Genomic DNA, 23,843 nt, shown 5'->3' with positions numbered 1-23,843 from the left:
GTTGCGGACAGGATCAGAGACCGATGCCGCGGTCGGTCGGACGCACGGGAGCGGGCAGCTCGGTGTCGCCTTCGAGGTACCGGTCGACCTCGGATGCGACGGCGCGTCCCTCGGCGATCGCCCAGACGATCAGGGACTGGCCGCGACCGGCGTCGCCCGCGACGAAGACGCCGGCCTCGTCGGTCGAGTAGCGGTCATCGCGCGTCACGTTGCCACGGGCGTCGAACGGCACCCGGAGCTGCGCCTCGAGCGTCTCCGACTCCGGCCCGGTGAAGCCGAGCGCGATGAGCACGAGGTCCGCGGGGATCTCACGCTCCGTGCCGGACTTCGGAACGCGGCGGCCGTCGACGTACTCGGTCTCGGCGACACGCAGAGCGCGCACCTCGCCGGCGTCGTTCGAGAGGAACTCGACCGTGGAGGCGAGGTACACACGCTCACCGCCCTCCTCGTGGGCCGACGAGACCTCGAAGATGGTCGGTGTCATCGGCCACGGCTGGTGCTCGGGGCGCTCGACGGGCGGCTGGTAGCCGATCGCGAGGTTCGTGACGCTCAGCGCCCCCTGACGGTGCGCCGTGCCGATGCAGTCGGCGCCGGTGTCACCGCCGCCGATGACGACGACGTGCTTGCCGTGGGCGGTGAGCTGGTCGGCCACCTTGTCACCCGCGACGACCTTGTTCTGCTGCACGAGGTAGTCCATGGCGAAGTGCACGCCGAGCAGATCACGGCCCGGGATCGGCAGGTCGCGCGGAACGGTGGAGCCCGTCGCGACGACGACCGCGTCGTAGCGCTCGCGCAGCTCGGCCCATGAGATGTCCACGCCGATCTCGACGCCCGCACGGAAGCGGGTGCCCTCGGCCTGCATCTGCGCGAGCCGCTGCTCGATCTGGCGCTTCTCCATCTTGAAGTCGGGGATGCCGTAGCGCAGGAGCCCGCCGATGCGGTCATCGCGCTCGTACACGGCGACCGTGTGTCCTGCACGCGTCAGCTGCTGAGCTGCAGCGAGACCCGCCGGGCCCGAGCCGACGACGGCCACGGTCTTGCCCGTGAGACGCTCCGGCGGGTGCGGCTGCACCCATCCGTTCTGGAACGCCTGATCGATGATCGAGACCTCGACCTGCTTGATGGTGACGGGCGGCTGGTTGATGCCCAGCACGCACGACGCCTCGCACGGAGCCGGGCAGAGACGCCCGGTGAACTCCGGGAAGTTGTTCGTCGCGTGGAGGCGCTCGATGGCCTGGCGTCCCTCGCCGCGCCACGTGAGGTCGTTCCACTCGGGGATCAGGTTGCCCAGCGGGCAGCCGTGGTGGCAGAACGGCACGCCGCAGTCCATGCAGCGGCCCGCCTGACGGCGAAGCTGGGTGCGGTCCTGGTCTTCGTAGACCTCTCGCCAGTCCATGATCCGCACGGCGACCGGCCGCCGCTGCGGCAGCTCACGCTCCTGGACCTTGAGGAATCCCTTCGGATCGGCCATCTCAGCCTCCCGTCACTTCGAGGATCCGGCCCCAGACGACATCGCCGTCGGGGTCGAGTCCTTCATCTTCTGCCTGGCGGCGAGTCTCGAGAACGGCCGCATAGTCGCGCGGCAGCACCTTGACGAATTTGCTCATGGTTTCGTCCGCGTTCTCGAGCATGCTCGTGGCGAGCGCGGAGTCGGTCTCGCGGATGTGCTTCTCGAGCAGGTCGGTGACGATCGCGATGTCGGCCGATTCGAGCGGCAGCAGTGAGAGCTCGCCGGTCGCGAGCGAGTCGCGGTTCACCCGCTCCGCCCGGAGATCGTAGACGTACGCGGTGCCGCCCGACATCCCTGCGCCGAGGTTGCGGCCCGTTCCTCCGAGGATCACGGCGAGTCCGCCGGTCATGTACTCGAGCGCGTGGTCGCCGACGCCCTCGACGACAGCCGTCGCCCCGGAGTTGCGGACGAGGAAGCGCTCCCCCACGACACCCCGGATGAAGATCGATCCGCGAGTCGCGCCGTAACCGATCACGTTCCCCGCGATCACGTTCCGCTCGGCGCGGAACACCGCACCCTGCGGCGGACGGACGACGAGCTGACCGCCCGACAGTCCCTTGCCGACGTAGTCGTTGGCGTCCCCCTCGAGGCGGAGCGTGATGCCGTGCGGCATGAAGGCTCCGAACGACTGGCCGGCTGCCCCGCGAAGGGTCACCTGGATCGTCCCCTCCGGCAGACCGTGCTCGCCGTGGCGCTTGGTCACCTCGTGACCGAGCATCGTGCCGACGGCGCGCTCCGTGTTGCGGATCGGCAGCTCGATCGACACCGGAGCCGCGTGCTCGAGCGCGTCCTGTGCGAGCCGGATCAGCTGCTGGTCGAAGTGCGCCTCCAGCTCGTGGTTCTGGGGCCGGGAGTTGCGCCGCGGCTCGTCCTCCGCGAACTCCGGGCCGACGAGGATCGGCGCGAGGTCGAGGCCGTCGGCCTTCCAGTGCGACACGGCGCGGTCGACATCGAGCAACTCGGAGTGACCGATCGCCTCGTCGAGCGAGCGGAAGCCGAGCTCGGCGAGGTACTCGCGCACCTCCTGGGCGAGGAACTCGAAGAACGTCTCGACGAACTCCGGCTTGCCGCTGAACCGGGCACGGAGCTCCGGGTTCTGGGTGGCGATACCGACCGGGCAGGTGTCGAGGTGGCACACCCGCATGAGGATGCAGCCGGAGACCACGAGAGGAGCGGTGGCGAAGCCGTACTCTTCGGCGCCCAGCAGCGCCGCGATCACGACATCGCGGCCGGTCTTCATCTGTCCGTCGACCTGCACCACGACGCGGTCGCGCATGCCGTTGAGCATGAGCGTCTGCTGGGTCTCGGCGAGGCCGATCTCCCACGGGGTTCCCGCGTGCTTGAGCGAGTTCAGCGGCGACGCGCCCGTGCCCCCGTCATGCCCGGACACGAGCACGACGTCTGCGAGAGCCTTCGTGACGCCCGCGGCGACCGCGCCGATGCCCGACTGGCTCACGAGCTTCACGTGGACACGCGCCTCCGGGTTCGCGCGCTTCACGTCGAAGATCAGCTGCTTGAGGTCCTCGATCGAGTAGATGTCGTGGTGCGGCGGGGGCGAGATGAGCCCCACGCCGGGAGTGCCACCGCGCGTGCGGGCGACCCAGGGGTAGACCTTCTGCGGCGGCAACTGGCCGCCCTCACCGGGCTTCGCTCCCTGCGCCATCTTGATCTGGATGTCGGTCGAGTGCGTCAGGTACATGCTCGTGACACCGAAGCGCCCCGATGCCACCTGCTTGATGCGGCTGCGACGCTCCGGGTCGAGAAGGCGCTCGATGTCCTCGCCGCCCTCGCCGGTGTTCGAACGACCGCCGATGCGGTTCATCGCCACCGCGAGGGTCTCGTGCGCTTCCTTCGAGATCGAGCCGTAGCTCATCGCACCCGTGTTGAAGCGCTCGATGATGCTCGAGACGGGCTCCACCTCGTCGAGCGGCACGGCCGGGCGGACGCCGTTCTTGAGCGCGAAGAGGCCGCGCAGCGTCATGAGGCGCTCGGCCTGCTCGTCGACGGAACGCGTGTACTCGCGGAACACGTCGAACCGCCGCGCGCGGGTCGAGTGCTGCAGCTTGAAGACCGTCTCGGGCGAGAACAGGTGCGGCGGTCCCTCTCGACGCCACTGGTACTCACCGCCGGTGTCGAGCCGCTCGTGCACGCGCTCGCCCGCGTTCTCGGGGTAGGCGCCCCGGTGGCGGCGGAGGTTCTCGGTCGAGATCACGTCGATCCCGACACCCCCGAGGAGCGTCGTCGTCCCCGTGAAGTACTTGTCGACGAATGCTTGGCTGAGGCCGACGGCCTCGAAGGCCTGCGCGCCCGCATAGGAGCCGATGACCGAGATGCCCATCTTGGACATGATCTTCAGCACGCCCTTGCCGAGCGCCTTGATCAGGTTCTTCACGGCCTTCTCGGCCGTCACGCCCTGGATCACGCCGGTCGCCACGAGCTGCTCGGCGGTCTCCATCGCGAGGTACGGGTTGATCGCCGACGCGCCGTACCCGAGAAGAAGCGCGGCGTGGTGCACCTCGCGAGCGTCGCCCGTCTCGACGATGAGGCCGACCCGCATCCGCGTCTCCTGGCGGATCAGGTGGTGGTGGACCGCAGCGAGCATGAGCAGCGACGGGATCGGTGCGAGATCCTTCGTGGAGTCGCGGTCGGAGAGCACGAGGAACTGCGCGCCGGCCTCGATCGCGGCGTCGGCTTCGGCGCACATCTCCTCGATGCGCTTCTCCATCGCGCGCTTGCCCGAGTCGAAGCGGTAGAGACCGCGGATGATGTGGGTGAGGCGCTTGCCGTCATCACTGCCGATGCGGATGATCTTCGCGAGTTCGTCGTTGTCGATGACAGGGAAGTCGAGGACGATCTGCCGGGCATGCTCCGGGGTCGCGTCGAGGAGGTTGCGCTCGGGACCGAGGCCGAGCCGCATCGAGGTCACGACCTCTTCCCGGATCGAGTCGAGCGGAGGGTTCGTCACCTGCGCGAACGCCTGCGTGAAGTAGTCGAAGACGAGGCGGGGGCGCTCCGAGAGCACGGCGACAGGGGTGTCGGATCCCATCGCGCCGAGCGGCTCGGCGCCGTTGATCGCCATCGGGCCGATGAGGATGCGCACCTCCTCCTCGGTGTACCCGAACGTGCGCTGACGGCGCGTCACCGACGATGCGGTGTGCACGACGTGCTCGCGCGGCGGCAGCTCGTCGAGCTCGATGCGGTTCTCGGCCACCCAGTCGGCGTAGGGCTCTGCCGAGGAGAGCTGCGACTTGATCTCGTCGTCCTCGATGATGCGGCCCTCGGCCGTGTCGATGAGGAACATGCGGCCGGGGCGTAGGCGGCCCTTGCGGACCACGCGGTCGGCGGGGAAGTCGAGCACGCCGATCTCGCTCGCGAGGACCACGAGGCCGTCGTCGGTCACGAGGAAGCGGCCGGGACGCAGGCCGTTGCGGTCGAGGGTCGCGCCGACGAGGGTCCCGTCGGTGAACACGAGCGCCGCCGGCCCGTCCCACGGCTCCATGAGCGCCGAGTGGTAGTCGTAGAAGCCGCGGCGCACGGGATCCATGTCGACCTGGTTCTCCCAGGCCTCCGGGACCATCATCATGATCGCGTGCGGCAGGCTGCGGCCGCCGAGCGTGAGGAGCTCCACGACCTCATCGAAGGAGGCGGAGTCGCTGGCGCCCTCGGAGACGATGGGCAAGAGCGGGCGCAGATCGCCTAGGTCCTCGGAGACGAGCTGCGACTGCCGGGCCCGCATCCAGTTGCGGTTGCCCTGCACCGTGTTGATCTCGCCGTTGTGGGCGATCATGCGGAACGGCTGAGCCAGCGGCCACGACGGGAAGGTGTTGGTCGAGTACCGCGAATGCACCAGGGCGAGCTTGGTGGCGAAGCGCTCGTCCGAGAGGTCGGGGTAGAACGGCTCGAGCTGGAGGGTCGTGACCATGCCCTTGTAGACGAGGGTGCGGCTCGAGAGCGAAGGGAAGTACGAGCCGAGCTCGCGCTCCGCGCGCTTGCGCAGGCGGAAGGTCTGGCGGTCGAGGGCGATGCCCGAGAGCGGTCGACCATCGGCGTCGGCGTGGATCGACCGCACGAAGAGCTGCTCGAACGCGGGAGCGGCCTCGCGGGCGAGGTTCCCGAGATGGGCGGGGTCGGTCGGCACCTCACGCCATCCGATGACGTCGAGCCCCTCCTCCTCCGCGATATGCGCGATCGAATCCTTCTCCGCCGCCCGCGCATCGTCGTCGAGGGGTAGGAACGCCATGCCCACCGCGTACTGCCCGACGGGAGGCAGCTCGAATTCGACTACGGCGCGCAGGAAGGCATCGGGGATCTGGGTGATGATGCCAGCGCCATCACCCGTACCTGCATCGGACCCCACCGCTCCGCGGTGCTCCAAGTGGCGCAGTGCGTCGAGGGCGTTGGTGACGATGTCGTGGCCCGCGGTGCCGCGGAGCGTCGCGACCATGGCGAGGCCGCATGCGTCCTTCTCGAATCGCGGGTTGTAGAGGCCCTGGGCCTCAGGTGTCGCAGAGAAGCGCTCGAAAGGAGCCGGGGTCTCAGACCTGCGTGCTGCGGTGGAATGCGCCATGGCAACCGTCCTCACGTTGGAACTCGGTGTGGGACGTCTCTGGCCCAACGACTGATGGAGGTGCCGAACCCGCCTTCGGGGGCGGTCCGGTGCTTCGGCGTGGTGTGCGGAACTAGCTTGATCGGGTTGTGCCGCTTGTGGCGGCCGTCTCGAGGACTTCCGCAGCTCCGTCGCCCGGCTCGTCCGAATCCGTATAGGTGTCTTCGGAGTCTACCTCAGCCGCCGGAGCGGGTCGTCGCCCGGGGCGATAGACGTCGGGCTCTACCCCGGTGTGTCGCCTCGACTGCACGATGATGATCACCAGGCCGAGCACGATGGCCGCGAGGGCGGCCCACACATTGGAGCGCACGCCCAGGAAGGTCTCGCTCGGATCCAGCCGGATCGATTCGAACCAGGTGCGACCGACTCCATACCAGACGAGATACAGGCCGAGCACCTTGCCCCACTGCCAGGATGCACGGCGCTCGAGCACCGGCAGCGTCTTGCCCGGGACACGACGGAACTGCTCCGTGATCACGATGATCAGCACGAATCCGACGAGGTTCCAGATCAGCTCGTAGAGGAAGGTCGGGTGGAACAGGACGTCGTCGCCGAGGCCGTCGGGAATCGCCGCGTTCGGGCGGTCGATTTCGAGGCCCCAGGGCAGGTCAGTCGGCAGACCGAAGAGTTCCTGATTGAACCAGTTGCCGAGGCGGCCCGACGCCTGGGCGACCAGGAGACCCGGGGCGATCGCGTCCGCGACGCTCCAGAATCGAAGTCCGGTGAAGCGGCACCCGATCGCGACGCCGATGGCGCCGCCGATGAGCGAGCCGAAGATCGCGCCGCCACCCTGCCAGATTGCCCAGATGTTGCCCTGGGCTGTCGGGTTCCACCACTGGTCGTGGCCGGGACCGAAGAAGTCGTCCAGGTGTGTGGCGACGTGGTACGCCCGTGCACCCACGATGCCCAGCACGACGGCCCAGATCCCGACATCGACGATGATCCACCGCTCGGCTCCACGGCGAGTCAGGCGCCGGTTCGTGATGAGCACGGCGAGGAAGATTCCGACCATGATCACTACCGCGTACATCGTGACTCGCAGTGCCGCATTCTCGTCGATCAGCGGAATCAGATGGTGCAGCCACGGGAGGGGGATGTCGATCAGGTTCTTCCACTCCGGCGGAGGGCTGGGGATGCTGATGGGGGCGGCGAACACGATTCCGAAGTCTACTTTCCCTGAGACAGCGCGGATGCCACGCGTGCGAGACGGGCCACGCCGCCCTCCGCGAGGGCGGTGACGAGGGCGGATCCGACGATGGCGCCGTCCGCGTATTCAAGCACCTCCGAGACCTGCTCGGGGGTGGAGATGCCGATGCCGACGCACGCCGCGAGCGTGTCGGTGCCGGTGGCCCCTGCGTCGCGGAGACGAGCCATGAGCGCACGAGCCTTCTGGTCGACGTCGGTGCGGGCTCCCGTGATGCCCATCGTGGAGACCGCGTAGACGAAACCACGGCTCGCCCGGACCGTCGCGTTCAGACGTTCGTCGGACGACGACGGTGCGGCCAAGAACACACGGTCGAGCCCTGTGCGCTCGCTCTCGGCGATCCAATCGGCTGCGGAATCCGGGGTGATGTCGGGGGTGATGAGGCCCGCTCCCCCGGCGTCGCGCAACGACTCCGCGAACCGGCTGAGCCCGTACTGCACCACCGGGTTCCAGTAGGTCATCACAAGCACGGGCGCGTCCACTCGGCTGCGCACGCCTTCCACCGCCGCGAACACGTCCCGCACGCGGAAACCTGAAGCCAGGGCCTCCTGAGTGGCCTTCTGGATGGCGAGGCCATCCATGACGGGATCCGAGTACGGGAGCCCGAGTTCGAGGACGTCGACCCCGTTCTCGACTAGGGCGACGGCAGCGTCGATGCTCGTCGCGAGATCGGGGAAGCCGACGGGGAGGTAGCCGACGAGAGCGCCGTTCGCGGCGCGGCGGATGGCGGGAGCGACGCCCGCCGAGGCAGTGACGGTCACGACTGCACGGCTCCATCGTCGAAGAGGTCGAACCAGCGTGCCGCCGTGGCCACGTCCTTGTCCCCCCGCCCGGAGAGGTTCACCAGGATGATCGCCTCGGGGCCGAGCTCGCGGCCGAGCCGCAGCGCGCCGGCAAGCGCGTGCGCCGATTCGATGGCCGGGATGATCCCCTCGGTTCGGCTGAGCAGCCGAAGCGCCTCCATGGCCTCGGCATCCGAAGCGGGGAGGTACTGCGCGCGGCCGATGTCGGCGAGGAAGGCGTGTTCCGGACCGACCCCCGGGTAGTCGAGGCCCGCGGAGATCGAGTGCGACTCGATCGTCTGGCCGTCTTCGTCCTGGAGGAGGTAGCTCCGCGCGCCATGGAGCACGCCCGGGCGGCCGCGCTCGATCGAGGCCGCATGCCGCTCGGTGTCGACGCCGTCGCCTGCCGCCTCGAAGCCGTAGAGCGCCACATCGTGATCGTCGAGGAAGGCATGGAAGATGCCGATCGCATTCGATCCGCCGCCGACGCACGCCGCCACGGCATCCGGAAGACGACCGGTCAGCTCGAGGACCTGCGCGCGAGCCTCCTCGCCGATGATCTTCTGGAAGTCGCGCACCATCGCCGGGAACGGATGCGGACCCGCAGCGGTACCGAAGATGTAGTTGGTCGTCTCGACGCTCGTGACCCACTCGCGATACGCCTCGTTGATGGCGTCCTTGAGGGTGCGCGAACCCGTGGTCACCGGGATGACCTCGGCACCGAGCAGGCGCATGCGGGCGACGTTGAGTGCCTGGCGCTGGGTGTCGACCTCGCCCATGTAGATCGTGCAGTCGAGGCCGAAGAGGGCGGCGGCGGTCGCGGTGGCGACGCCGTGCTGTCCGGCTCCGGTCTCGGCGATGACCCGCGTCTTGCCGATGCGTCGCGTGAGGAGCGCCTGCCCCAGCACGTTGTTGATCTTGTGCGAGCCCGTGTGGTTCAGATCTTCGCGCTTCAGGATGACCCGCGCGCCGCCCGCGTGCTCGGCGAATCGAGGCACCTCGGTGATGATCGAGGGTCGACCCGTGTAGGTGCGATGCAGGCGGGTCAGCTCCGCCTGGAACTCGTCGTCGACGCGTGCCGAGTCATAGGCCGCGGCGAGCTCGTCGATCGCGGCGATGAGCGACTCGGGCATGTAGCGACCGCCGTACTCGCCGAAGAACGGTCCGGGCTGATCACGCAGCGATTCGGCGCTCATCCGGCCGCCAGGAAGGACTCGAGCGTGGTCACCGGGTCATCGCCCGTGACGAGCGCCTCCCCGATCAGGACGACGTCGGCACCCGCCTCGCGATAGTGCGTCACGTCGGCAGGCGAGGCGACCGCGGACTCCGCGACCCGCACCACGCCTGCAGGGATCGAGTCGGCGAGGCTGCCGAAGAGATCGCGGTCGAGATGGAAGGTCGTGAGGTCGCGGGCGTTGATGCCGACGACGGCAGCCCCGATGTCGAGTGCGCGATCCACCTCGTCGCCGGAGTGGGCCTCGACGAGAGCGGTCATGCCGAGTTCGCCGATGAGTTCGTGAAGTTCGCGCATACGCTCCTGCTCCAGCGCCGCGACGATGAGCAGTACGAGGTCGGCCCCCGCCGCGCGTGCCTCGAACACCTGATACGGATCCGCGATGAAGTCCTTGCGGAGCACGGGAAGCTCGACCGCCTGCCGCACATCGCGAAGGTCGTCGAGAGAGCCACCGAAGCGGCGTCGCTCGGTGAGAACGCTGATCGCGCTCGCACCGCCGTTCTGGTACGACACGGCCAGAGCTGCAGGGTCGCGGATCTCGGCCAGCGCACCGCGAGACGGGCTCGCGCGCTTCACCTCCGCGATGATCTTCACGCGCTCGGCGGGAGCGAGCGCCGCCAGCGCATCGCGGGGTGCGGGCGCCGCGAGGGCGTCAGCCTCCACGAGCGCGAGGCTGCGTGCAGCACGACGATCCGAGGCGTCTTCGAGAGCCCCGGCGACGAGTTCGGAGAGCACGCTAGTCGTGGGCCTTCACGACGTACTTGGGCCCGCCGACCCCGTAGCCGAGTCGCGAGAGCACGACGCCGGTGAGGAGGCCGAGGACGAGCAGCACGACGGACGCCCACACGAGCCACACGACCGAGAAGAAGAACGCAGCTGTGCCGATCGCGAAGGCGATCAGCATGATGGTCACCGCGACCCAGGCAGCGGGCGAGTGTCCGTGTCCGGGATCGTGCGTGTCGCTCACGTAGGGGCTCCTTCTCGAGTGCATTCGGGCTGTTCGCCCGGAGGGTCTCCCGCCTGGACGGGCGTGGTCAGTCTAGCGGGCGGGCGTCGTCGGGTCGTCGCCGTCGCTCAGTGCGTCCCACTCGGCGATCGGATCCGGCTCCGCCTCGGGATCGGCGATCACCGTTCGGGTCCGAGAGTAGCGTCGTCCGCCTGTCGGCCAGCGGCGCGCCGTGAGGGCGACGAGCACGCCGAGCACCGAGACGACGACGCCGAACACGACCGCGACGACCGGCCAGGCGGTCGCCTCCGTGCCCGCGACGAGTCCGGCGATCGTGACCTCACCGCTCACCCCCAGTGCGTCCGTGATGGTGGGGGCGGATGCGTCGACCGGGTCGGACACGGTTACGAGGACGGCCGCGACGATCGCGACACCGAGGAGGGCGCCGAGCACACCGAGCAGGATCCGGAAGACCGGACCGGCGAGTGCGAGAGCCGCCACGAGAGCGAGCGTCGTCAGCGCGAGCGGTGCCAGCCCACCCGCGGCAACGTCGCCTCCGACCGTGAGAGGCGCGGTCTCTCCCGACTCCGGGACGAGCATCACCGTGTACCACGTCTGCGACCACGCGAGGAGAAGCGCCGCGGCAGCCAGAACGAGCGCGCCGAGCAGGACTCCGCGGATGCGGGACGCGGTCACGACCGGCCGATCCGCCGCATAGCGTTCGCGATCGCCACCGCACGCAGCGGCGCCGCCGCCTTGTTCTGTGCCTCGACGTGCTCGCTCACCGGGTCGGAGTCGGCGACGAGACCGGCTCCCGCCTGCACGTATGCGGTGTCGCCCACGAGGGTGGCCGTGCGAATCGCGATCGCCAGATCGGCGTCGCCCGCGAGGTCGAAGTAGCCGACGACTCCCCCGTAGACACCGCGCTGCGCCACCTCGAGCTCATCGATGATCTCGAGCGCTCGCGGCTTCGGCGCGCCGGAGAGTGTGCCTGCAGGGAATGTGGCCCGGAAGGCGTCGACCGCCGTCCGGTCGGCGCGGAGATCGCCTTCGACGCTCGAGACGAGATGCATGATGTGGCTGAAGCGTTCGACCTGCATGAACTCGGTGACTTCGACGGTCCCCGCGGCGCAGACACGCGACAGGTCGTTCCTCGCCAAGTCGACCAGCATGAGGTGCTCCGCCTGCTCCTTGGGGTCGGCGAGGAGCTCTTCGGCGAGCTCGAGGTCGCGTTCGGGGCTCTCACCGCGGGGTCGAGAACCCGCGATCGGATGCGTGAACACCCGCCCGCGTTGCACCTTGACGAGCGCCTCGGGCGACGAGCCCACGATCGAATAGGGCTCCCCCGAATCGGATTCGAGGCTCAGCAGATACATGTACGGGCTCGGGTTGAGCGCACGCAGGACGCGGTAGACCTCGAGAGGTGATGCCGTCAGCTCGTGGTCGAAACGCTGCGAGATCACGACCTGGAAGACGTCTCCGTCGCGGATGAAGTCCTTCGAGCGCACGACCGCATCCTGATACGCGGCAGCCTCGACGCGCGCTCGAGGCTCGGCCCGCACCGTGAGATCGACGTCGGCGAGCTCCGCAGGTGTCGGTTGCGCGAGGGCGTCCTGAAGAACGTCGAGGCGCGACTGCGCGTCGCGCCATGCGACGTCGGAGGTCTCCTCGCCGTCGTTGAGCACGGCCGCGATGAGCGTCGCGGTTCCCGTACGGTGGTCGAGCGCGATGAGCTCGGAGACGAAGGCGAGGGCCTGTCCCGGTACGGGTACCTCGGCGATAGGCACCTCAGGCAGGTGCTCGAGCTGCCGAACGGCCTCCCAGCCGATGAACCCGACGAGCCCACCCGTGAGCGGAGGATGCCCCTCCACCGGAGGTGTGCGCCAGCGGGCGTAGAGCTCGGCGACCGCCGCGAGCGGTTCACGGGGCATGGGCGCCCCGAACGCCCGGTCGACCGGGAGCCCGTAGTCGATCCACACCGCGCGATCGCCATCCGTATCGCGCGCTTGGCTCAGCACCCCTCGCGCGCCCGCGCCGACGAAGGACCAGCGCGACCAGATGCCCCCCTGCTCGGCTGATTCCAGAAGGAATGTCCCCGGGCGCCCGGCCGCCACCTTGCGGTAGACGCCCACGGGCGTCTCTCCGTCGGCGAACAGTTCACGGAGCACGGGCACGACACGATGGCCGTCGGCGACGGCGGCATCGAAGTCGGCGCGCGAGGTGGTCGTCACGGGGTGGGAGCCTCCTCGGACTGTCCGACGACGGGGTCGAGCGGGTCGACGTCGAAGCAGCTGTGCGCCCCGGTGTGGCACGCGGGACCCCACTGCTCGACCTGGACGAGCAGCGTATCGCCATCGCAGTCGAGCGCGGCGGACTTCACGTACTGTCGGTTTCCGCTCGTGTCGCCCTTGCGCCAATACTCCTGCCGGCTGCGCGACCAGAAGGTGACGCGGCCCTCGCTCAGCGTGCGGCGAAGGGCCTCGGCGTCCATGTACCCGAGCATGAGCACCTCGAGGGTGTCGTGCTGCTGGATGATGGCGGGCAGCAGGCCGTCGGCCCCGAAGTTCGCCCGCGCCACCTGATCCTCGACGGAAGTCATCGCACCTCGATCCCGGCGCCCTGGAGAGCGCCCTTCACCTCGCCGACCGTCAGTTCGCCGTTGTGGAACACGGATGCGGCGAGCACGGCATCGGCACCCGCGACGACCGCGGGCGCGAAGTGCTCGAGAGCGCCCGCTCCGCCACTCGCGATCACCGGCACGTGCGAGATCTCGCGCATCGCGGTGACGAGCTCGAGGTCGAAGCCCTGCTTCGTGCCGTCAGCGTCGATCGAGTTCACGAGCAGCTCGCCCGCGCCTCGCTCCACGGCCTCCGCCGCCCATTCCAGCGCATCGCGGTCGGTCTCGGTGCGGCCGCCGTGGGTGGTCACCACGAAGCCGGAACGGGTGCGCGGAGAACGCTTCACGTCGAGCGACAACACGCACACCTGTGCGCCGAATCGGTCGGCGATCTCGCCCACGAGATCGGGTCGGGCGATCGCAGCGGAGTTCACCCCGACCTTGTCGGCTCCGTGCCCGAGCAGGCGAGACACATCCTCAGCCGAGCGCACACCGCCGCCGACCGTGAGCGGGATGAAGACCTGCTCTGCCGTAGCGGTAACCGTCTCGTACATAGTCGCGCGGTCCTCGACCGTCGCCGTCACGTCGAGGAAGGTGATCTCGTCGGCGCCCTGCTCGTAGTACCGGCCGGCGAGCTCGACCGGGTCGCCCGCGTCGCGGAGGCCCTGGAAGTTCACGCCCTTGACGACGCGCCCCGCCGCGACATCCAGGCACGGGATGACGCGGACGACGACGTCCATCAGATCCTCGCCGCGTGGATGGCGCTCACGAGGATCGCGCGCGCGCCGATGGCGTACAGCTCGTCCATGACGTGGTTCATGTCGGAGCGCGGCACCATGACACGCACCGCGACCCAGCCCGTGTCGCGCAGCGGCGAGACGGTAGGTGACTCAAGGCCCGGCGTGATGCGCGAGGCGGTGTCGACGAGTTCCGCGGGCAGGTCGTAGTCGATGAGTACGTACTGGTGCGCGACCATGACCCCGTGCAGGCGTCGGCGCAGCGTCTCGAGGCCGGTCACATCATCGCGTGAGGCGATCAGCACCGCCGACGATTCGAGGATCACAGGCCCGAAGATCTCGAGGCCCTGCTTGCGCAGGGTGGTACCGGTCTCGACGACGTCGGCGACCGCATCCGCGACGCCGAGCCGAACCGCCGACTCGACGGCGCCGTCGAGGCGCACGACCGTGGCACGCACACCGGCGGCCTCGAGGAAGTCGCTCACGAGGGCGTCGTAGCTCGTCGCGACGCGAACCCCGTCGAGGTCATGCAGGTCCGTGAAGCGTCCGATCGGACCCGCGAAGCGGAAGGTCGACGCGCCGAAGTCGAGCGCATCGATCTCGACCGCCGCGGAGTGCGAGTCGAGCAGGAGGTCGCGCCCGGTGATGCCGACGTCGAGCGCGCCGGATCCGACATAGGTCGCGATGTCCCGCGGGCGCAGGTAGAAGAACTCGACATCGTTGCGGGGATCCGCGACGATGAGCTCCTTCTGGTCACGGCGCGTGGCGTATCCCGCCTCGCGCAGCATGGCCGTGGCGGTCTCCGACAGCGTGCCCTTGTTGGGCACGGCGATTCTCAGCATGAGGGTGCTTTCTGGTCGTGAACGGATTCGGGACGGGATCCGGTCACAGATGTCGGTTGACGTCGTCGAGCGTGAGGCCCTTCGCGAGCATCAGCACCTGAAGGTGGTAGAGCAGCTGCGAGATCTCCTCGGCCGTCTCGGCGTCGGTCTGATACTCGGCGGCCATCCACACCTCGGCGGCCTCTTCCACGATCTTCTTCCCGATCGCATGCACGCCCGCATCGAGCTCCGCGACCGTGCGCGACCCCTCAGGGCGTGCGACCGCCTTGACGGAGAGCTCCTCGAAGAGGGCGTCGAAGGTCTTCACCCGGCTAGGTTACCGGGCCGCGAGGGGGCCTACCGGACGCCGAGCAGGTCGATCACGAACACGAGGGTGCGCCCGGACAGACGATGACCCGATCCGGCGGGGCCGTAGGCGTACTCCGGCGGGCACACGAGCTGGCGTCGACCGCCGACCTTCATGCCCGGGATGCCCTCCTGCCAGCCGCGGATGAGACCCGCGAGAGGGAACTGGATCGAGGATCCGCGGTCCCAGCTCGCGTCGAACTGCTCGCCGGTCTCGAAGTCGACGCCGACGTAGTGCACGTCGACGGTCGCGCCCGGAGCCGCCTCGACGCTGTCGCCGGCCTCGAGGTCGGTGATGACGAGCTCGGTCGGTGCCGGCCCTTCGATGAAGTCGATCTCGGGCTTGGTCTTGTCGCTCATGGTTCCAGTCAAGCAGACCCCGGCCGGGGCGCGCTCAATGGGCGTGGGAGGCGGCCGTGCGCAGGCCCGCGATCGCGACATCCAGATCGGTGGCGCCGTAGACGCTCGATCCCGCAACGAAGGTGTCGGCTCCGGCCTCTGCGGCGACAGCGATGGTGTCGAGGGCGATCCCGCCGTCGACCTGGAGCCACAGGTCGATCCCGTGGCGTTCCGCGGCGGCACGGAGGGCGCGCAGCTTCGGCATCATGTCGGCCATGAAGCTCTGGCCTCCGAAGCCGGGCTCCACGGTCATCACGAGCACCTGGTCGAACTCGGGCAACAGGTCGAGATAGGGCTCGACGGCGGTGCCTGGCTTGAGGGCGATCGAGGCCCGCGAACCGATCTCGCGGAGACGGCGCGCGAGGGCGACCGGGTCGGAGGTCGCCTCGGCGTGGAAGGTGACCGAGAACACGCCGAGCTCGGCATAGCCGGGCGCCCAGCGATCCGCATCGCTGATCATGAGGTGCACGTCGAGCGGGATGGGCGAGATCCGCTGTACCGCCTCGACCATCTGCGGTCCGAAGGTCAGGTTCGGGACGAAGTGGTTGTCCATGACGTCCACGTGCACCCCGTCGGCGGATGCGATCCGCTCGACCTCCGTCTGGATGTTCGCGAAGTCCGCGGCGAGGATGCTCGGCTGGATGCGTGCAGTGCGGGAACTCACTGTTCGACCTTAACGAGGAGTTGGACGAACATCGCATCCGTGCCGTGTCGGTGCGGCCAGAGCTGAGCCGCGTCACCCGTTGCCAGGCCGAGCGGCTCCCGCGCGATCCGTTCGAGCACGGCCGGGGTGTCGACCGCCCGGAGCGAAGAGTTCCGCGCAAGGAGGGCCTGGACCTGGGCGTGGGTCTCGTCCTGATGCGGCGAGCAGGTCACATAGGCGAGCAGACCGTCCGGCGCGAGGGCCGCGGCCGCCGCGTCGAGAAGTTGGGACTGCAGTGCGAGCAGCTCGGCGAGATCCGCGGCCGTCTTGCGCCACCTCGCCTCCGGACGGCGCCGGAGAGCACCGAGCCCGCTGCAGGGGGCGTCGAGGAGGATCCGATCGAAGCGTTCGGGCGCAGAGCCGAAGCGGCGGCCGTCGCCCTCGACGACCTGCGGTGCATCCGCGGTGTCGTCGAACACCTGGAGCGCGCTCCGGACGAGCCCGGCGCGCGCGGGCACGACCTCGTTCGCCACGAGCCGAGCACCGCCGAGGCGTGCCTCTGCGGCGAGCAGTGCCGCCTTCCCACCTGGCCCGGCGCACATGTCGAGCCAGGTCTCCCCCGGGTGCACCTCGCGGGCGCGGCTGAGCGCGAGAGCGGCCAGCTGAGATCCCTCGTCCTGAACGCGGACGCGTCCGTCCGCGACGGCGGTGATCCGCGAGGGGTCGCCTCCGCCCGCGCGGAGTCCGATCGGCGACACGCGCCCGGCCCCGAACGGATCGTTCTGCGTCGCCAGCGTCTCCGGATCGGCGAGCCCGGGAATTGCGGCGAAGGCGAGCTGCGGGGCCGCGTTGTCGGCGGCCAGCAGAGCGTCGAGCTCGTCGCCGGCTCCATCCGCTGCGAGGGCCGCGCCGAACGCGTCGACAACCCACGCCGGATGCGAGAACTCGGTCGCGCGACCCGCGGTCCCCGAGAGCCCCGCCAGGGCGCGTTCCCGCCAGATCTCCGGGCTGTCCCGGCTGATCGTGCGGAGCACGCCGTTGACGAACCCGGATGCCGAAGCGACGCGCGCGCGCCGTGTGAGCTCCACGGACTCGTCGAGCACGGCATGCGCAGCCGTGCGCATACCGAGAAGCTGATGCACCCCCATGCGCAAGATGTCGAGCACGGGCGGGTCGATGCGCGCCGCTGGCCGCTTCGCGGCGATCTCGATGATGCGGTCGTAATAGCCGCGCATGCGGAGGGTCCCGTAGACGAGTTCGGTTGCGAAACCTGCGTCTGCCGGGTCCAGCCCGGCCTGGCGCGTTCGAGCGGGCAGCAGCAGGTTGGCGTAGGCGTCGTCCTCCCGGACCGCCGTCAGCACATCCCATGCGATCCGACGGCTCGGCTGGATGCGACTCATCCGAACACCGTGGGCGCGTCACTCGGTCGGCCGCGCCACCAGTCGATCGCGGGCATCGGGCGCTTCCCCGCGGGCTGCACGGTGAGAAGTTCGAGGGGCGCGTCGCCGGTGCCGACATGGACACTGCGGCCACGTGAGGCGACGTGTCCGGGAGGGAGAGTCGGTGCGTCATGAGCCATGGCGGCGGCGTGGATCTTGAACCTCTCGCCCTCGAGCTCGGTCGTCGCGCCCGGCTCGGGCGTCACGCCGCGGATGAGCGCGTCGATGCGCGCCCTCGGCGACTGCCAGTCGATCCGTCCGTCCATGAGCGTGAGCTTGGGAGCGAGCGTCGGATCGCCCGTCTGCGGGGTCGCGCGGGCCGAGCCGTCGGCAATGCCGTCGACGACGCTCCGGAGCAGCCGCGCACCCGATTCGCTGAGCGCGTCGAGCAGGTGCCCCGCGGTCTGCACGCGACCGATGGAGGCGCGTTCGATGGCGAATACGGGTCCGGCGTCGAGCTCCTCGACGAGCTGGAACACCGCGGCCCCCGTCTCGTCGTCGCCCGCCATGATGGCGCGTTGCACGGGTGCAGCTCCCCGCCAGCGTGGGAGCAGCGAGAAGTGGAGGTTGATCCAGCCGTGCGTGGGCGCGGAGAGCAGCGGCTCGCGGATCAGTCCGCCGTAGGCGACGATCACTCCCAGATCGGCGCCCAGAGCCATGAGCTCGTCCTGAACCGGCGCGAGTCGATTCGCCTTCAGGACGGGCACTCCGGCCTCCTCCCCGAGCTGCGCGACCGGTGTCGGCGTCAGCACGCGCTTCCTGCCGAGCGGCGCATCCTCTCGAGTGACGACGCCGACCACCTCGTGCGGCGACGCGAGAAGCTCGCGGAGGCTCGGCACGGCGGCGGCGGGACTTCCGGCGAAGAGGATGCGGAGGGGCGTCACCACTCGATTCTGCCGCGTGACTCAGCCCTCCTCGAACGGCTCGGGGTCGTCGAAGCGCGCCCGCAGCGGAAGAGGGGCTCTCCCCGGACGGCCGCTCCCGGGCACCGGCTTGCGGCGGCTGGCCGCCTGCCGGACGATCTCGCTCCGCAGAGTGCGTGCAACCTCGAGGCCGTGCGCGTAATCGAAGCGGATGATCGCACGGGCGCGCCCGTCGACCACGCGCTCACCGACGACGGCCACCTGGGAGCCCAAGGCGTCTCGCGCCGCGGCGACGGCATCGGGGAACCCGTCGATCGTGGCGACGCGAACGGCGGGGGGGAATCCGAGCGCGCGTCGGTCGGTCAGTTCGGCCCGGGCGAAGTCGGCGATGCGGCCCGTCGCCAGCGCCGTCGCAAGGCGGCCACCGACGCCGACCAGCAGCACGGGTGCGCCGTCGGCGGCGAGAGCGGCCGCATCCGCCCACCACCGCATGCAGTCCTCGGCGATGCGCAGCGTCTCACGCGCCACCATCCGTTCGCCATCGAGCAGGAGCACGGCGCGGTAACCCCCGGCGGCGACCGGTTCGGCTCCGCGGGTCGCCACGACGAGGGCTGGGCGCGCGTCGATGTCGAGAACGCGGCGTTCACCATCGGAGACCACGACCCGCGCGCCCGGGAATGCACGGCCGAGCTCCTCTGCGGTGCGGGTCGATCCTGCGCCCACCCGTGTGACGCGCGAGGAGCCGCATTCGCTGCACCGCACGTGGGACTCCGTCCTGCCGCACCACAGACAGCTCGGCGCCTGCCCGGCTCTCTGTTGCCGGAGGGGGCCTCCGCAATGACGGCACCGAGAGGCCGTTCCGCACTCGGCACACCGCAGCGCCGGCGAATATCCGGGGCGAGCGACCTGCACGAGCACAGGACCGTGCCCGAGCGCCTCGGCTGCCTGACGCCACGCGAGGGTCGGGATGCGGGCGTGCGCGGTCGCGTCGTCTCCCGCGGTGAAGGCGGTGGGGACCACCCGCGGATGACGCGGGCGTATCGGCGCTAGCTCGTCGAGCCAGCCGAGCTCGACAAGCCGTTCGACCTCCGTCGTACGCGTGTTTCCCGCGAACACCAGCGCCGTCTGCTGCTGCTCCTGCCGCACGAGCGCGGCGTCTCGCGCGTGGACGTAGGGCGCGAGCGGCTCGGCCAGCAGCGGATCGCCGTCGTTCCATACCGCGATGAGGCCGAGTCTCGCCGCAGGGGCGTAGACGGCGGAGCGGTTGCCGATGATCACGACCGGATCGTCGCCCATCGCGCGCAGCAGGCCGCGGTAGCGCTGCGGATCGGGTTGTCCCGCATCGAAACGGACGATCCGATCCGTCGGCAGAACGCCGAGCAGCGCGGCCTCGAGCTGCCGGAGGTCGCGGTGGTCCGGGGCGACGAGGATCGCGGATGCGCCGGTGTGCACCGTACGCGCGGCGAGCTGGGCGAGTGCGAGCGCCCACCTGCCGACCCAGTCTTCCCCCACGCTCTCGACGCCGGGGGCGACATCGAGTGCGACGCGACCTCCGGCGAGCAGAGCATCGATGCGATCCGCCGCGTAGCCGTCGACGGCGGGGACATCGTCGCCGAGAGGCGCGAGCCGGGTGACGCCATCCTGGTGAGCTGTGATCCACGACTTCTCGACACGCGCCTGCCGCTTCGGGATGGCGAGACGCAGCACGTCGATCGCCGATCCGGCCGCTCGATCCGCGACAGAGCGTGCCAGGCGCCACACCTCGGGCTGCAGGATCTGCACCGGCGACACCACTGCATCGAGGTCGGACAACGGGCCCGGATGCTCCTGCTGCGTCGCGAGCTCCACCACGAAGCCGTGGGTGACGCGTTGAGCCGACCGCAGGGGCGCGGTCACCCGGACACCGGGCACGACATCCGTCATGCCCGGTGGGATCCGGTAGTCGAGCAGGCGATCCAGCTGCGGCAACGGGGTGTCGAGGATCACCCGCGCGATCGTCGGAGGCGCGGCACGCGACTCGTCCGACGGCGCGGCCGCGGACACGGTCAGATCCCGGCAGCTGTGCGCAGGTCGTCGACCCGGTCGAGGCGCTCCCAGGTGAAGTCCGGGAGCTCGCGGCCGAAGTGTCCGTAGGCGGCGGTCTGCGCGTAGATGGGGCGGAGCAGGTCGAGATCGCGGATGATCGCTGCGGGACGCAGGTCGAAGACCTCGCGGATGGCGCGCGTGATCGTCGCGTCGTCGACCGCGCCCGTTCCGAACGTCTCGACGTACAGACCCACGGGGGCTGCCTTGCCGATCGCATAGGCGATCTGCACCTCGAGGCGGTCGGCGAGACCCGCGGCGACGGCGTTCTTGGCGACCCAGCGCATCGCATATGCGGCGGAGCGGTCGACCTTCGACGGATCCTTGCCGGAGAACGCGCCCCCGCCGTGCCGTGCTGCTCCCCCGTAGGTGTCGACGATGATCTTGCGACCCGTGAGGCCGGCGTCTCCCTGCGGGCCGCCGATCTCGAAGCGTCCCGACGGGTTGATGAAGCGCTCGGCGTTCTCCCACGGAAGATCGACCTGCTCGAACACCGGGCGCACCACGAGCTCGAAGAGCTCCGAGCGGAGCTGATCGTTGCCCACGTTCGGTGAGTGCTGCGCCGACATCACGATGGTCTCGATCGTGCGCGGGACGACACCGTCGTATCCGACGGTGACCTGGGTCTTGCCGTCGGGACGGAGGTAGTCGACCTCGCCGCGATGACGAACCTCCGACAGTCGCTCGGCGAGACGGTGGGCGAGCCAGATCGGCATCGGCATGAGCTCCGGCGTCTCTCGTGTGGCGTAGCCGAACATGATGCCCTGATCGCCCGCGCCCTGTCGGTCGAGATCGTCGCTGCTGGACCCTTCCCGGGCCTCGAAGGCCGTGTCGACACCCTGCGCGATGTCGGGCGACTGACCGCCGATCGAGACCGAGACGCCGCAGGATCGGCCGTCGAACCAGACATCGGAGGAGTCGTATCCGATGTCGGTGATCCGCTTGCGCACGATCGCGGGGATCTCGACGTATCCGGTGGTGGAGACCTCTCCCGCAACGTGCACGAGGCCGGTTGTGACGAGCGTCTCGACGGCCACGCGCGCGTTCGGGTCGACCGCGAGGAGCGCGTCGAGGATCGAGTCGCTCACTTGATCGCAGAGCTTGTCGGGGTGCCCTTCCGTCACGGATTCGGAGGTGAAGAGACGCAAGGAGGAGCTCACGGACAGCCTGTTCGGTCGAGTCGGAGGAGTGGGTGCGGCGCTGGCTAGACGAGGAGATCGAGGATCGCGTCCGCGACCTCTCGCTTGCTGCCACTCGCCTCCGTCACTATATCGCCGGCCCTTGAGACGATGACGACGGCGTTGTGCTCCTGTGCGAAGCCTTCGCGCCATCCCACCTTGTTGAGGACCAGATGGTCCGCGCCCTTGCGGGCCGCCTTCGCACGCCCGATCTCGAGGAGCGCGTCGGCATCCGGCTCGGTCTCGGCGGCGAACCCGATCACCCGCTGACCCTCGCGCGCGGACGCTGCCGTCTCGGCCAGGATGTCGGGGTTGCGCACGAGTTCCAGCTGCAGCTTCTCGGGATGTGCGTCCTTCTTGATCTTGGAGTCCTGCACCTGCTCCGGGCGGAAGTCGGCGACCGCAGCGGCCATGACGAGAGCATCCGCCGAAGCGAACTCCTCCTGCACGGCCTCGCGCAGCTCGAGTGCGGTTTCGACGGTCCGGGTGCGCACTCCGGATGGCGCGGGTACTTCCAGATGCGCGGCGAGCAGCACGACCTCCGCTCCACGATCACGGGCGGCCTCGGCCAGCGCCACGCCCTGTCGACCACTGGAACGGTTGCCGAGGAACCGCACCGGGTCGAGGGGCTCTCGGGTCCCTCCTGCGGTGACGACCACGCGGCGCCCGACCAGATCCTGGACGCGGAGCGTCGCCAGTGCGGCGTCGACGATCTCGCTGGGCTCGGCCATGCGCCCCGGTCCGCTATCGGATCCGGTGAGCTGCCCGGATGCGGGCCCCACGACGTGGACTCCGCGATCCCGAAGCGTCGCGACGTTCGCGACGGTCGCCGCGTTCTGCCACATCTCGGTGTGCATGGCGGGTGCCACCACGAGCGGTGCGGTCGACGCGAGGATCGTCGTGCCCAGGAGGTCGTCGGCGATGCCGGCGGCGAGCTTCGCGAGCGTGTTCGCGGTCGCGGGCGCGACGACGATCAGATCCGCCGACTGCCCGAGCGCCACATGACGCACCTCAGCGACTCCGTCGAACAGATCCGTCTCGACCGGATTACGGCTGATCGCCTCGAGCGTCGGGCGACCGACGAAACGCAGGGCGGCCTCTGTGGCCACGACATGCACGTCGTGGCCCAGTAGCACCAGCTCGCGCGCGACGCCGACCGCCTTGTATGCGGCGATGCCGCCGGCCACGCCGACGACGATCCGCAGCGGGGCGCTCACGAACCGGATCCGACGACAGCCGTGATCAGTCGGCGAGCGGGGTGAGGACGAGCTTGTCCTCGTTGACCTCGTGCAGTGCGACTGACAGCGGCTTGTCGTCGATGGTCGAGTCGACGAGCGGTCCGACGTTGTCGAACAGCGAACCCTCGTGCAGGTCGGCGTAGTAGTCGTTGATCTGTCGAGCGCGCTTCGCGGCGAAGATCACCAGCTGGTACTTCGAGTCCACCTTCGACAGCAGCTCGTCGATGGGCGGGTCGATGATCCCCTTGTTGTCGGCCATTCCGGCTCTCCTCACGATCTCGTGCGCGCGGAAGAGGTTCCGGGCACTGCCAGCAATTCTACGACCTCTTGCGCCGCACGGCCGACGTCGTGGTTCACGATCTTCACATCGAACTCGTCCTGGGCGGCGAGTTCGATGCGAGCGGTGTCGAGTCGCCGCGCCTGCTCGGCTGCGCTTTCCGTGCCGCGGCCGGTGAGACGGCGCACCAACTCCTCCCATGTGGGCGGCAACAGGAACACGAGGAGGGCCTCCGGCATCGCCTCCCGCACGGCTCGCGCACCCTGCAGATCGATCTCGAGCAGGACGCTGCGTCCCTCGGCGAGTGCCGCATCGATGGGCGGGCGCGGCGTCCCATACCGCGACGCGTTGTGCACCGTGGCGTACTCCAAGAACTCACCACGCTCGATCATCCGATCGAAGTCCTCATCGGAGACGAAGTAGTAGTGCTTGCCGTCGACCTCGCCGGGGCGGGGCGGCCGGGTCGTCGCGGAGACGCTGAGAAGGACATCCGGATAGTTCTCCCGGATGTGGCTCGATACCGTGCCCTTGCCGACGGCGGTCGGGCCCGCGAGCACCACGAGGCGGCTCGAGGTTCGTGCTGCCGTGCCCTCGCGTCCCACGAGCCACGTCGCGAGACGCTCACGCTGGCGACTGCCCAGCCCCCCAACGCGTTTTGCGTCCGCGATGCCGAGTTCGTCCATGATCCGGGCGACCCGCGCGGGCCCGATCCCCGGAATGCTCGTGAGCAGTTCGCGGACACGAAGGGTGCCCTCGGGGCTGGTCGGGTCGGCCCAGGCGGCCTCGGCGACGTCGATCGCGCTGCGTCGGCGGTGATGCACCGCGTCCTTCACGGCGGCGCGTGCCCGTCGCGCCTGAACCGCGGCCCGCCCGGCGGCTGCGCGGTCGACCTCGGGCATCT

Annotated in this window: 22 protein-coding genes; all 22 read right to left on the bottom strand. The window is 69.6% G+C overall.

Annotated elements, in window-relative coordinates; all coding sequences use genetic code 11:
* Positions 1-13: 13 nt before the first annotated feature.
* Positions 14-1,471 (bottom strand): glutamate synthase subunit beta, encoded by a 1,458-nt coding sequence (locus tag FVQ89_RS12200; protein WP_147902194.1) that lies wholly within the window; start codon positions 1,469-1,471, stop codon positions 14-16.
* 1 nt (position 1,472) lies between these two features.
* Complete coding sequence (gene gltB / locus FVQ89_RS12195; RefSeq protein ID WP_147902193.1) at positions 1,473-6,077, bottom strand: glutamate synthase large subunit; 4,605 nt, start codon at positions 6,075-6,077, stop codon at positions 1,473-1,475.
* Between the two features lie 112 nt (positions 6,078-6,189).
* Positions 6,190-7,272: a prolipoprotein diacylglyceryl transferase gene (lgt, locus tag FVQ89_RS12190; RefSeq protein WP_370454471.1), complete on the bottom strand. Its 1,083-nt coding sequence runs from the start codon at positions 7,270-7,272 to the stop codon at positions 6,190-6,192.
* Positions 7,273-7,283: 11 nt separating this feature from the next.
* Positions 7,284-8,081 carry a tryptophan synthase subunit alpha gene (gene trpA / locus FVQ89_RS12185; RefSeq protein WP_147902192.1) on the bottom strand — a complete coding sequence of 266 codons (798 nt, stop codon included), beginning with the start codon at positions 8,079-8,081 and terminating at the stop codon, positions 7,284-7,286.
* Positions 8,078-9,298 (bottom strand): tryptophan synthase subunit beta, encoded by a 1,221-nt coding sequence (gene trpB / locus FVQ89_RS12180; protein ID WP_147902191.1) that lies wholly within the window; start codon positions 9,296-9,298, stop codon positions 8,078-8,080. Before trpB ends, trpA begins: the two co-directional genes overlap by 4 nt.
* The gene (trpC, locus tag FVQ89_RS12175) at positions 9,295-10,071 is read right to left on the bottom strand and encodes an indole-3-glycerol phosphate synthase TrpC (RefSeq protein WP_147902190.1); all 777 of its coding nucleotides are present in this window, start codon (positions 10,069-10,071) and stop codon (positions 9,295-9,297) included. Before trpC ends, trpB begins: the two co-directional genes overlap by 4 nt.
* A 1-nt stretch (position 10,072) precedes the next feature.
* Complete coding sequence (locus FVQ89_RS12170) at positions 10,073-10,327, bottom strand: DUF6704 family protein (protein WP_187265022.1); 255 nt, start codon at positions 10,325-10,327, stop codon at positions 10,073-10,075.
* A 48-nt stretch (positions 10,328-10,375) separates the two neighbouring features.
* On the bottom strand, positions 10,376-10,978 hold the full coding sequence (locus FVQ89_RS12165; RefSeq protein ID WP_147902188.1) for a Trp biosynthesis-associated membrane protein: 603 nt from the start codon (positions 10,976-10,978) through the stop codon (positions 10,376-10,378).
* Positions 10,975-12,513, bottom strand: a complete 1,539-nt coding sequence (locus FVQ89_RS12160; RefSeq protein WP_147902187.1) for an anthranilate synthase component I — start codon at positions 12,511-12,513, stop codon at positions 10,975-10,977. The genes FVQ89_RS12165 and FVQ89_RS12160 overlap by 4 nt, the downstream gene beginning before the upstream one ends.
* Positions 12,510-12,881, bottom strand: a complete 372-nt coding sequence (gene hisI, locus FVQ89_RS12155) for a phosphoribosyl-AMP cyclohydrolase (RefSeq protein ID WP_147902186.1) — start codon at positions 12,879-12,881, stop codon at positions 12,510-12,512. Before hisI ends, FVQ89_RS12160 begins: the two co-directional genes overlap by 4 nt.
* Positions 12,878-13,639 carry an imidazole glycerol phosphate synthase subunit HisF gene (hisF, locus tag FVQ89_RS12150; protein WP_147902185.1) on the bottom strand — a complete coding sequence of 254 codons (762 nt, stop codon included), beginning with the start codon at positions 13,637-13,639 and terminating at the stop codon, positions 12,878-12,880. Before hisF ends, hisI begins: the two co-directional genes overlap by 4 nt.
* Positions 13,639-14,478 carry an ATP phosphoribosyltransferase gene (gene hisG, locus FVQ89_RS12145; protein WP_147902184.1) on the bottom strand — a complete coding sequence of 280 codons (840 nt, stop codon included), beginning with the start codon at positions 14,476-14,478 and terminating at the stop codon, positions 13,639-13,641. Before hisG ends, hisF begins: the two co-directional genes overlap by 1 nt.
* 43 nt (positions 14,479-14,521) lie before the next feature.
* On the bottom strand, positions 14,522-14,785 hold the full coding sequence (locus FVQ89_RS12140) for a phosphoribosyl-ATP diphosphatase (RefSeq protein ID WP_147902183.1): 264 nt from the start codon (positions 14,783-14,785) through the stop codon (positions 14,522-14,524).
* Positions 14,786-14,814: 29 nt separating this feature from the next.
* Entirely contained in the window at positions 14,815-15,183 is a 369-nt protein-coding gene (locus FVQ89_RS12135) for an FKBP-type peptidyl-prolyl cis-trans isomerase (RefSeq protein ID WP_147902182.1), read from the bottom strand.
* A 34-nt stretch (positions 15,184-15,217) separates the two neighbouring features.
* The gene (gene rpe, locus FVQ89_RS12130) at positions 15,218-15,886 is read right to left on the bottom strand and encodes a ribulose-phosphate 3-epimerase (protein ID WP_147902181.1); all 669 of its coding nucleotides are present in this window, start codon (positions 15,884-15,886) and stop codon (positions 15,218-15,220) included.
* Positions 15,883-17,265, bottom strand: a complete 1,383-nt coding sequence (locus FVQ89_RS12125; RefSeq protein ID WP_147902180.1) for an RsmB/NOP family class I SAM-dependent RNA methyltransferase — start codon at positions 17,263-17,265, stop codon at positions 15,883-15,885. Before FVQ89_RS12125 ends, rpe begins: the two co-directional genes overlap by 4 nt.
* Positions 17,262-18,188, bottom strand: coding sequence for a methionyl-tRNA formyltransferase (gene fmt / locus FVQ89_RS12120; RefSeq protein ID WP_147902179.1), 927 nt, complete (start codon positions 18,186-18,188; stop codon positions 17,262-17,264). The genes FVQ89_RS12125 and fmt overlap by 4 nt, the downstream gene beginning before the upstream one ends.
* A gap of 21 nt (positions 18,189-18,209) precedes the next feature.
* Positions 18,210-20,210, bottom strand: coding sequence for a primosomal protein N' (locus FVQ89_RS12115; protein WP_255513586.1), 2,001 nt, complete (start codon positions 20,208-20,210; stop codon positions 18,210-18,212).
* A 2-nt stretch (positions 20,211-20,212) separates the two neighbouring features.
* Positions 20,213-21,409: a methionine adenosyltransferase gene (gene metK / locus FVQ89_RS12110; protein WP_147902178.1), complete on the bottom strand. Its 1,197-nt coding sequence runs from the start codon at positions 21,407-21,409 to the stop codon at positions 20,213-20,215.
* A gap of 44 nt (positions 21,410-21,453) precedes the next feature.
* Positions 21,454-22,632, bottom strand: coding sequence for a bifunctional phosphopantothenoylcysteine decarboxylase/phosphopantothenate--cysteine ligase CoaBC (coaBC, locus tag FVQ89_RS12105; RefSeq protein WP_147902458.1), 1,179 nt, complete (start codon positions 22,630-22,632; stop codon positions 21,454-21,456).
* Positions 22,633-22,669: 37 nt separating this feature from the next.
* Positions 22,670-22,924, bottom strand: a complete 255-nt coding sequence (rpoZ, locus tag FVQ89_RS12100) for a DNA-directed RNA polymerase subunit omega (RefSeq protein ID WP_147902177.1) — start codon at positions 22,922-22,924, stop codon at positions 22,670-22,672.
* A gap of 11 nt (positions 22,925-22,935) precedes the next feature.
* On the bottom strand, positions 22,936-23,841 hold the full coding sequence (gene gmk, locus FVQ89_RS12095) for a guanylate kinase (RefSeq protein WP_147902457.1): 906 nt from the start codon (positions 23,839-23,841) through the stop codon (positions 22,936-22,938).
* Positions 23,842-23,843 lie beyond the last annotated feature (2 nt).

Source organism: Homoserinibacter sp. GY 40078 (genome assembly GCF_008017545.1).
GTDB lineage: Bacteria > Actinomycetota > Actinomycetes > Actinomycetales > Microbacteriaceae > Homoserinibacter.
The sequence above is the reverse complement of the archived record's forward strand: the minus strand, read 5'-3'. Positions and strand labels throughout refer to the sequence as shown.

Bases quoted from the DNA above. Each gene is read 5' to 3' on its own strand.
- FVQ89_RS12200 (WP_147902194.1), bottom strand. From the start codon at position 1,471: ATGGCCGATCCGAAGGGATTCCTCAAGGTCCAGGAGCGTGAGCTGCCG.
- gltB (WP_147902193.1), bottom strand. From the start codon at position 6,077: ATGGCGCATTCCACCGCAGCACGCAGGTCTGAGACCCCGGCTCCTTTC.
- trpB (WP_147902191.1), bottom strand. From the start codon at position 9,298: ATGAGCGCCGAATCGCTGCGTGATCAGCCCGGACCGTTCTTCGGCGAG.
- FVQ89_RS12170 (WP_187265022.1), bottom strand. From the start codon at position 10,327: ATGCACTCGAGAAGGAGCCCCTACGTGAGCGACACGCACGATCCCGGA.
- hisI (WP_147902186.1), bottom strand. From the start codon at position 12,881: ATGACTTCCGTCGAGGATCAGGTGGCGCGGGCGAACTTCGGGGCCGAC.
- hisF (WP_147902185.1), bottom strand. From the start codon at position 13,639: ATGGACGTCGTCGTCCGCGTCATCCCGTGCCTGGATGTCGCGGCGGGG.
- hisG (WP_147902184.1), bottom strand. From the start codon at position 14,478: ATGCTGAGAATCGCCGTGCCCAACAAGGGCACGCTGTCGGAGACCGCC.
- FVQ89_RS12135 (WP_147902182.1), bottom strand. From the start codon at position 15,183: ATGAGCGACAAGACCAAGCCCGAGATCGACTTCATCGAAGGGCCGGCA.
- FVQ89_RS12125 (WP_147902180.1), bottom strand. From the start codon at position 17,265: ATGAGTCGCATCCAGCCGAGCCGTCGGATCGCATGGGATGTGCTGACG.
- rpoZ (WP_147902177.1), bottom strand. From the start codon at position 22,924: ATGGCCGACAACAAGGGGATCATCGACCCGCCCATCGACGAGCTGCTG.
- gmk (WP_147902457.1), bottom strand. From the start codon at position 23,841: ATGCCCGAGGTCGACCGCGCAGCCGCCGGGCGGGCCGCGGTTCAGGCG.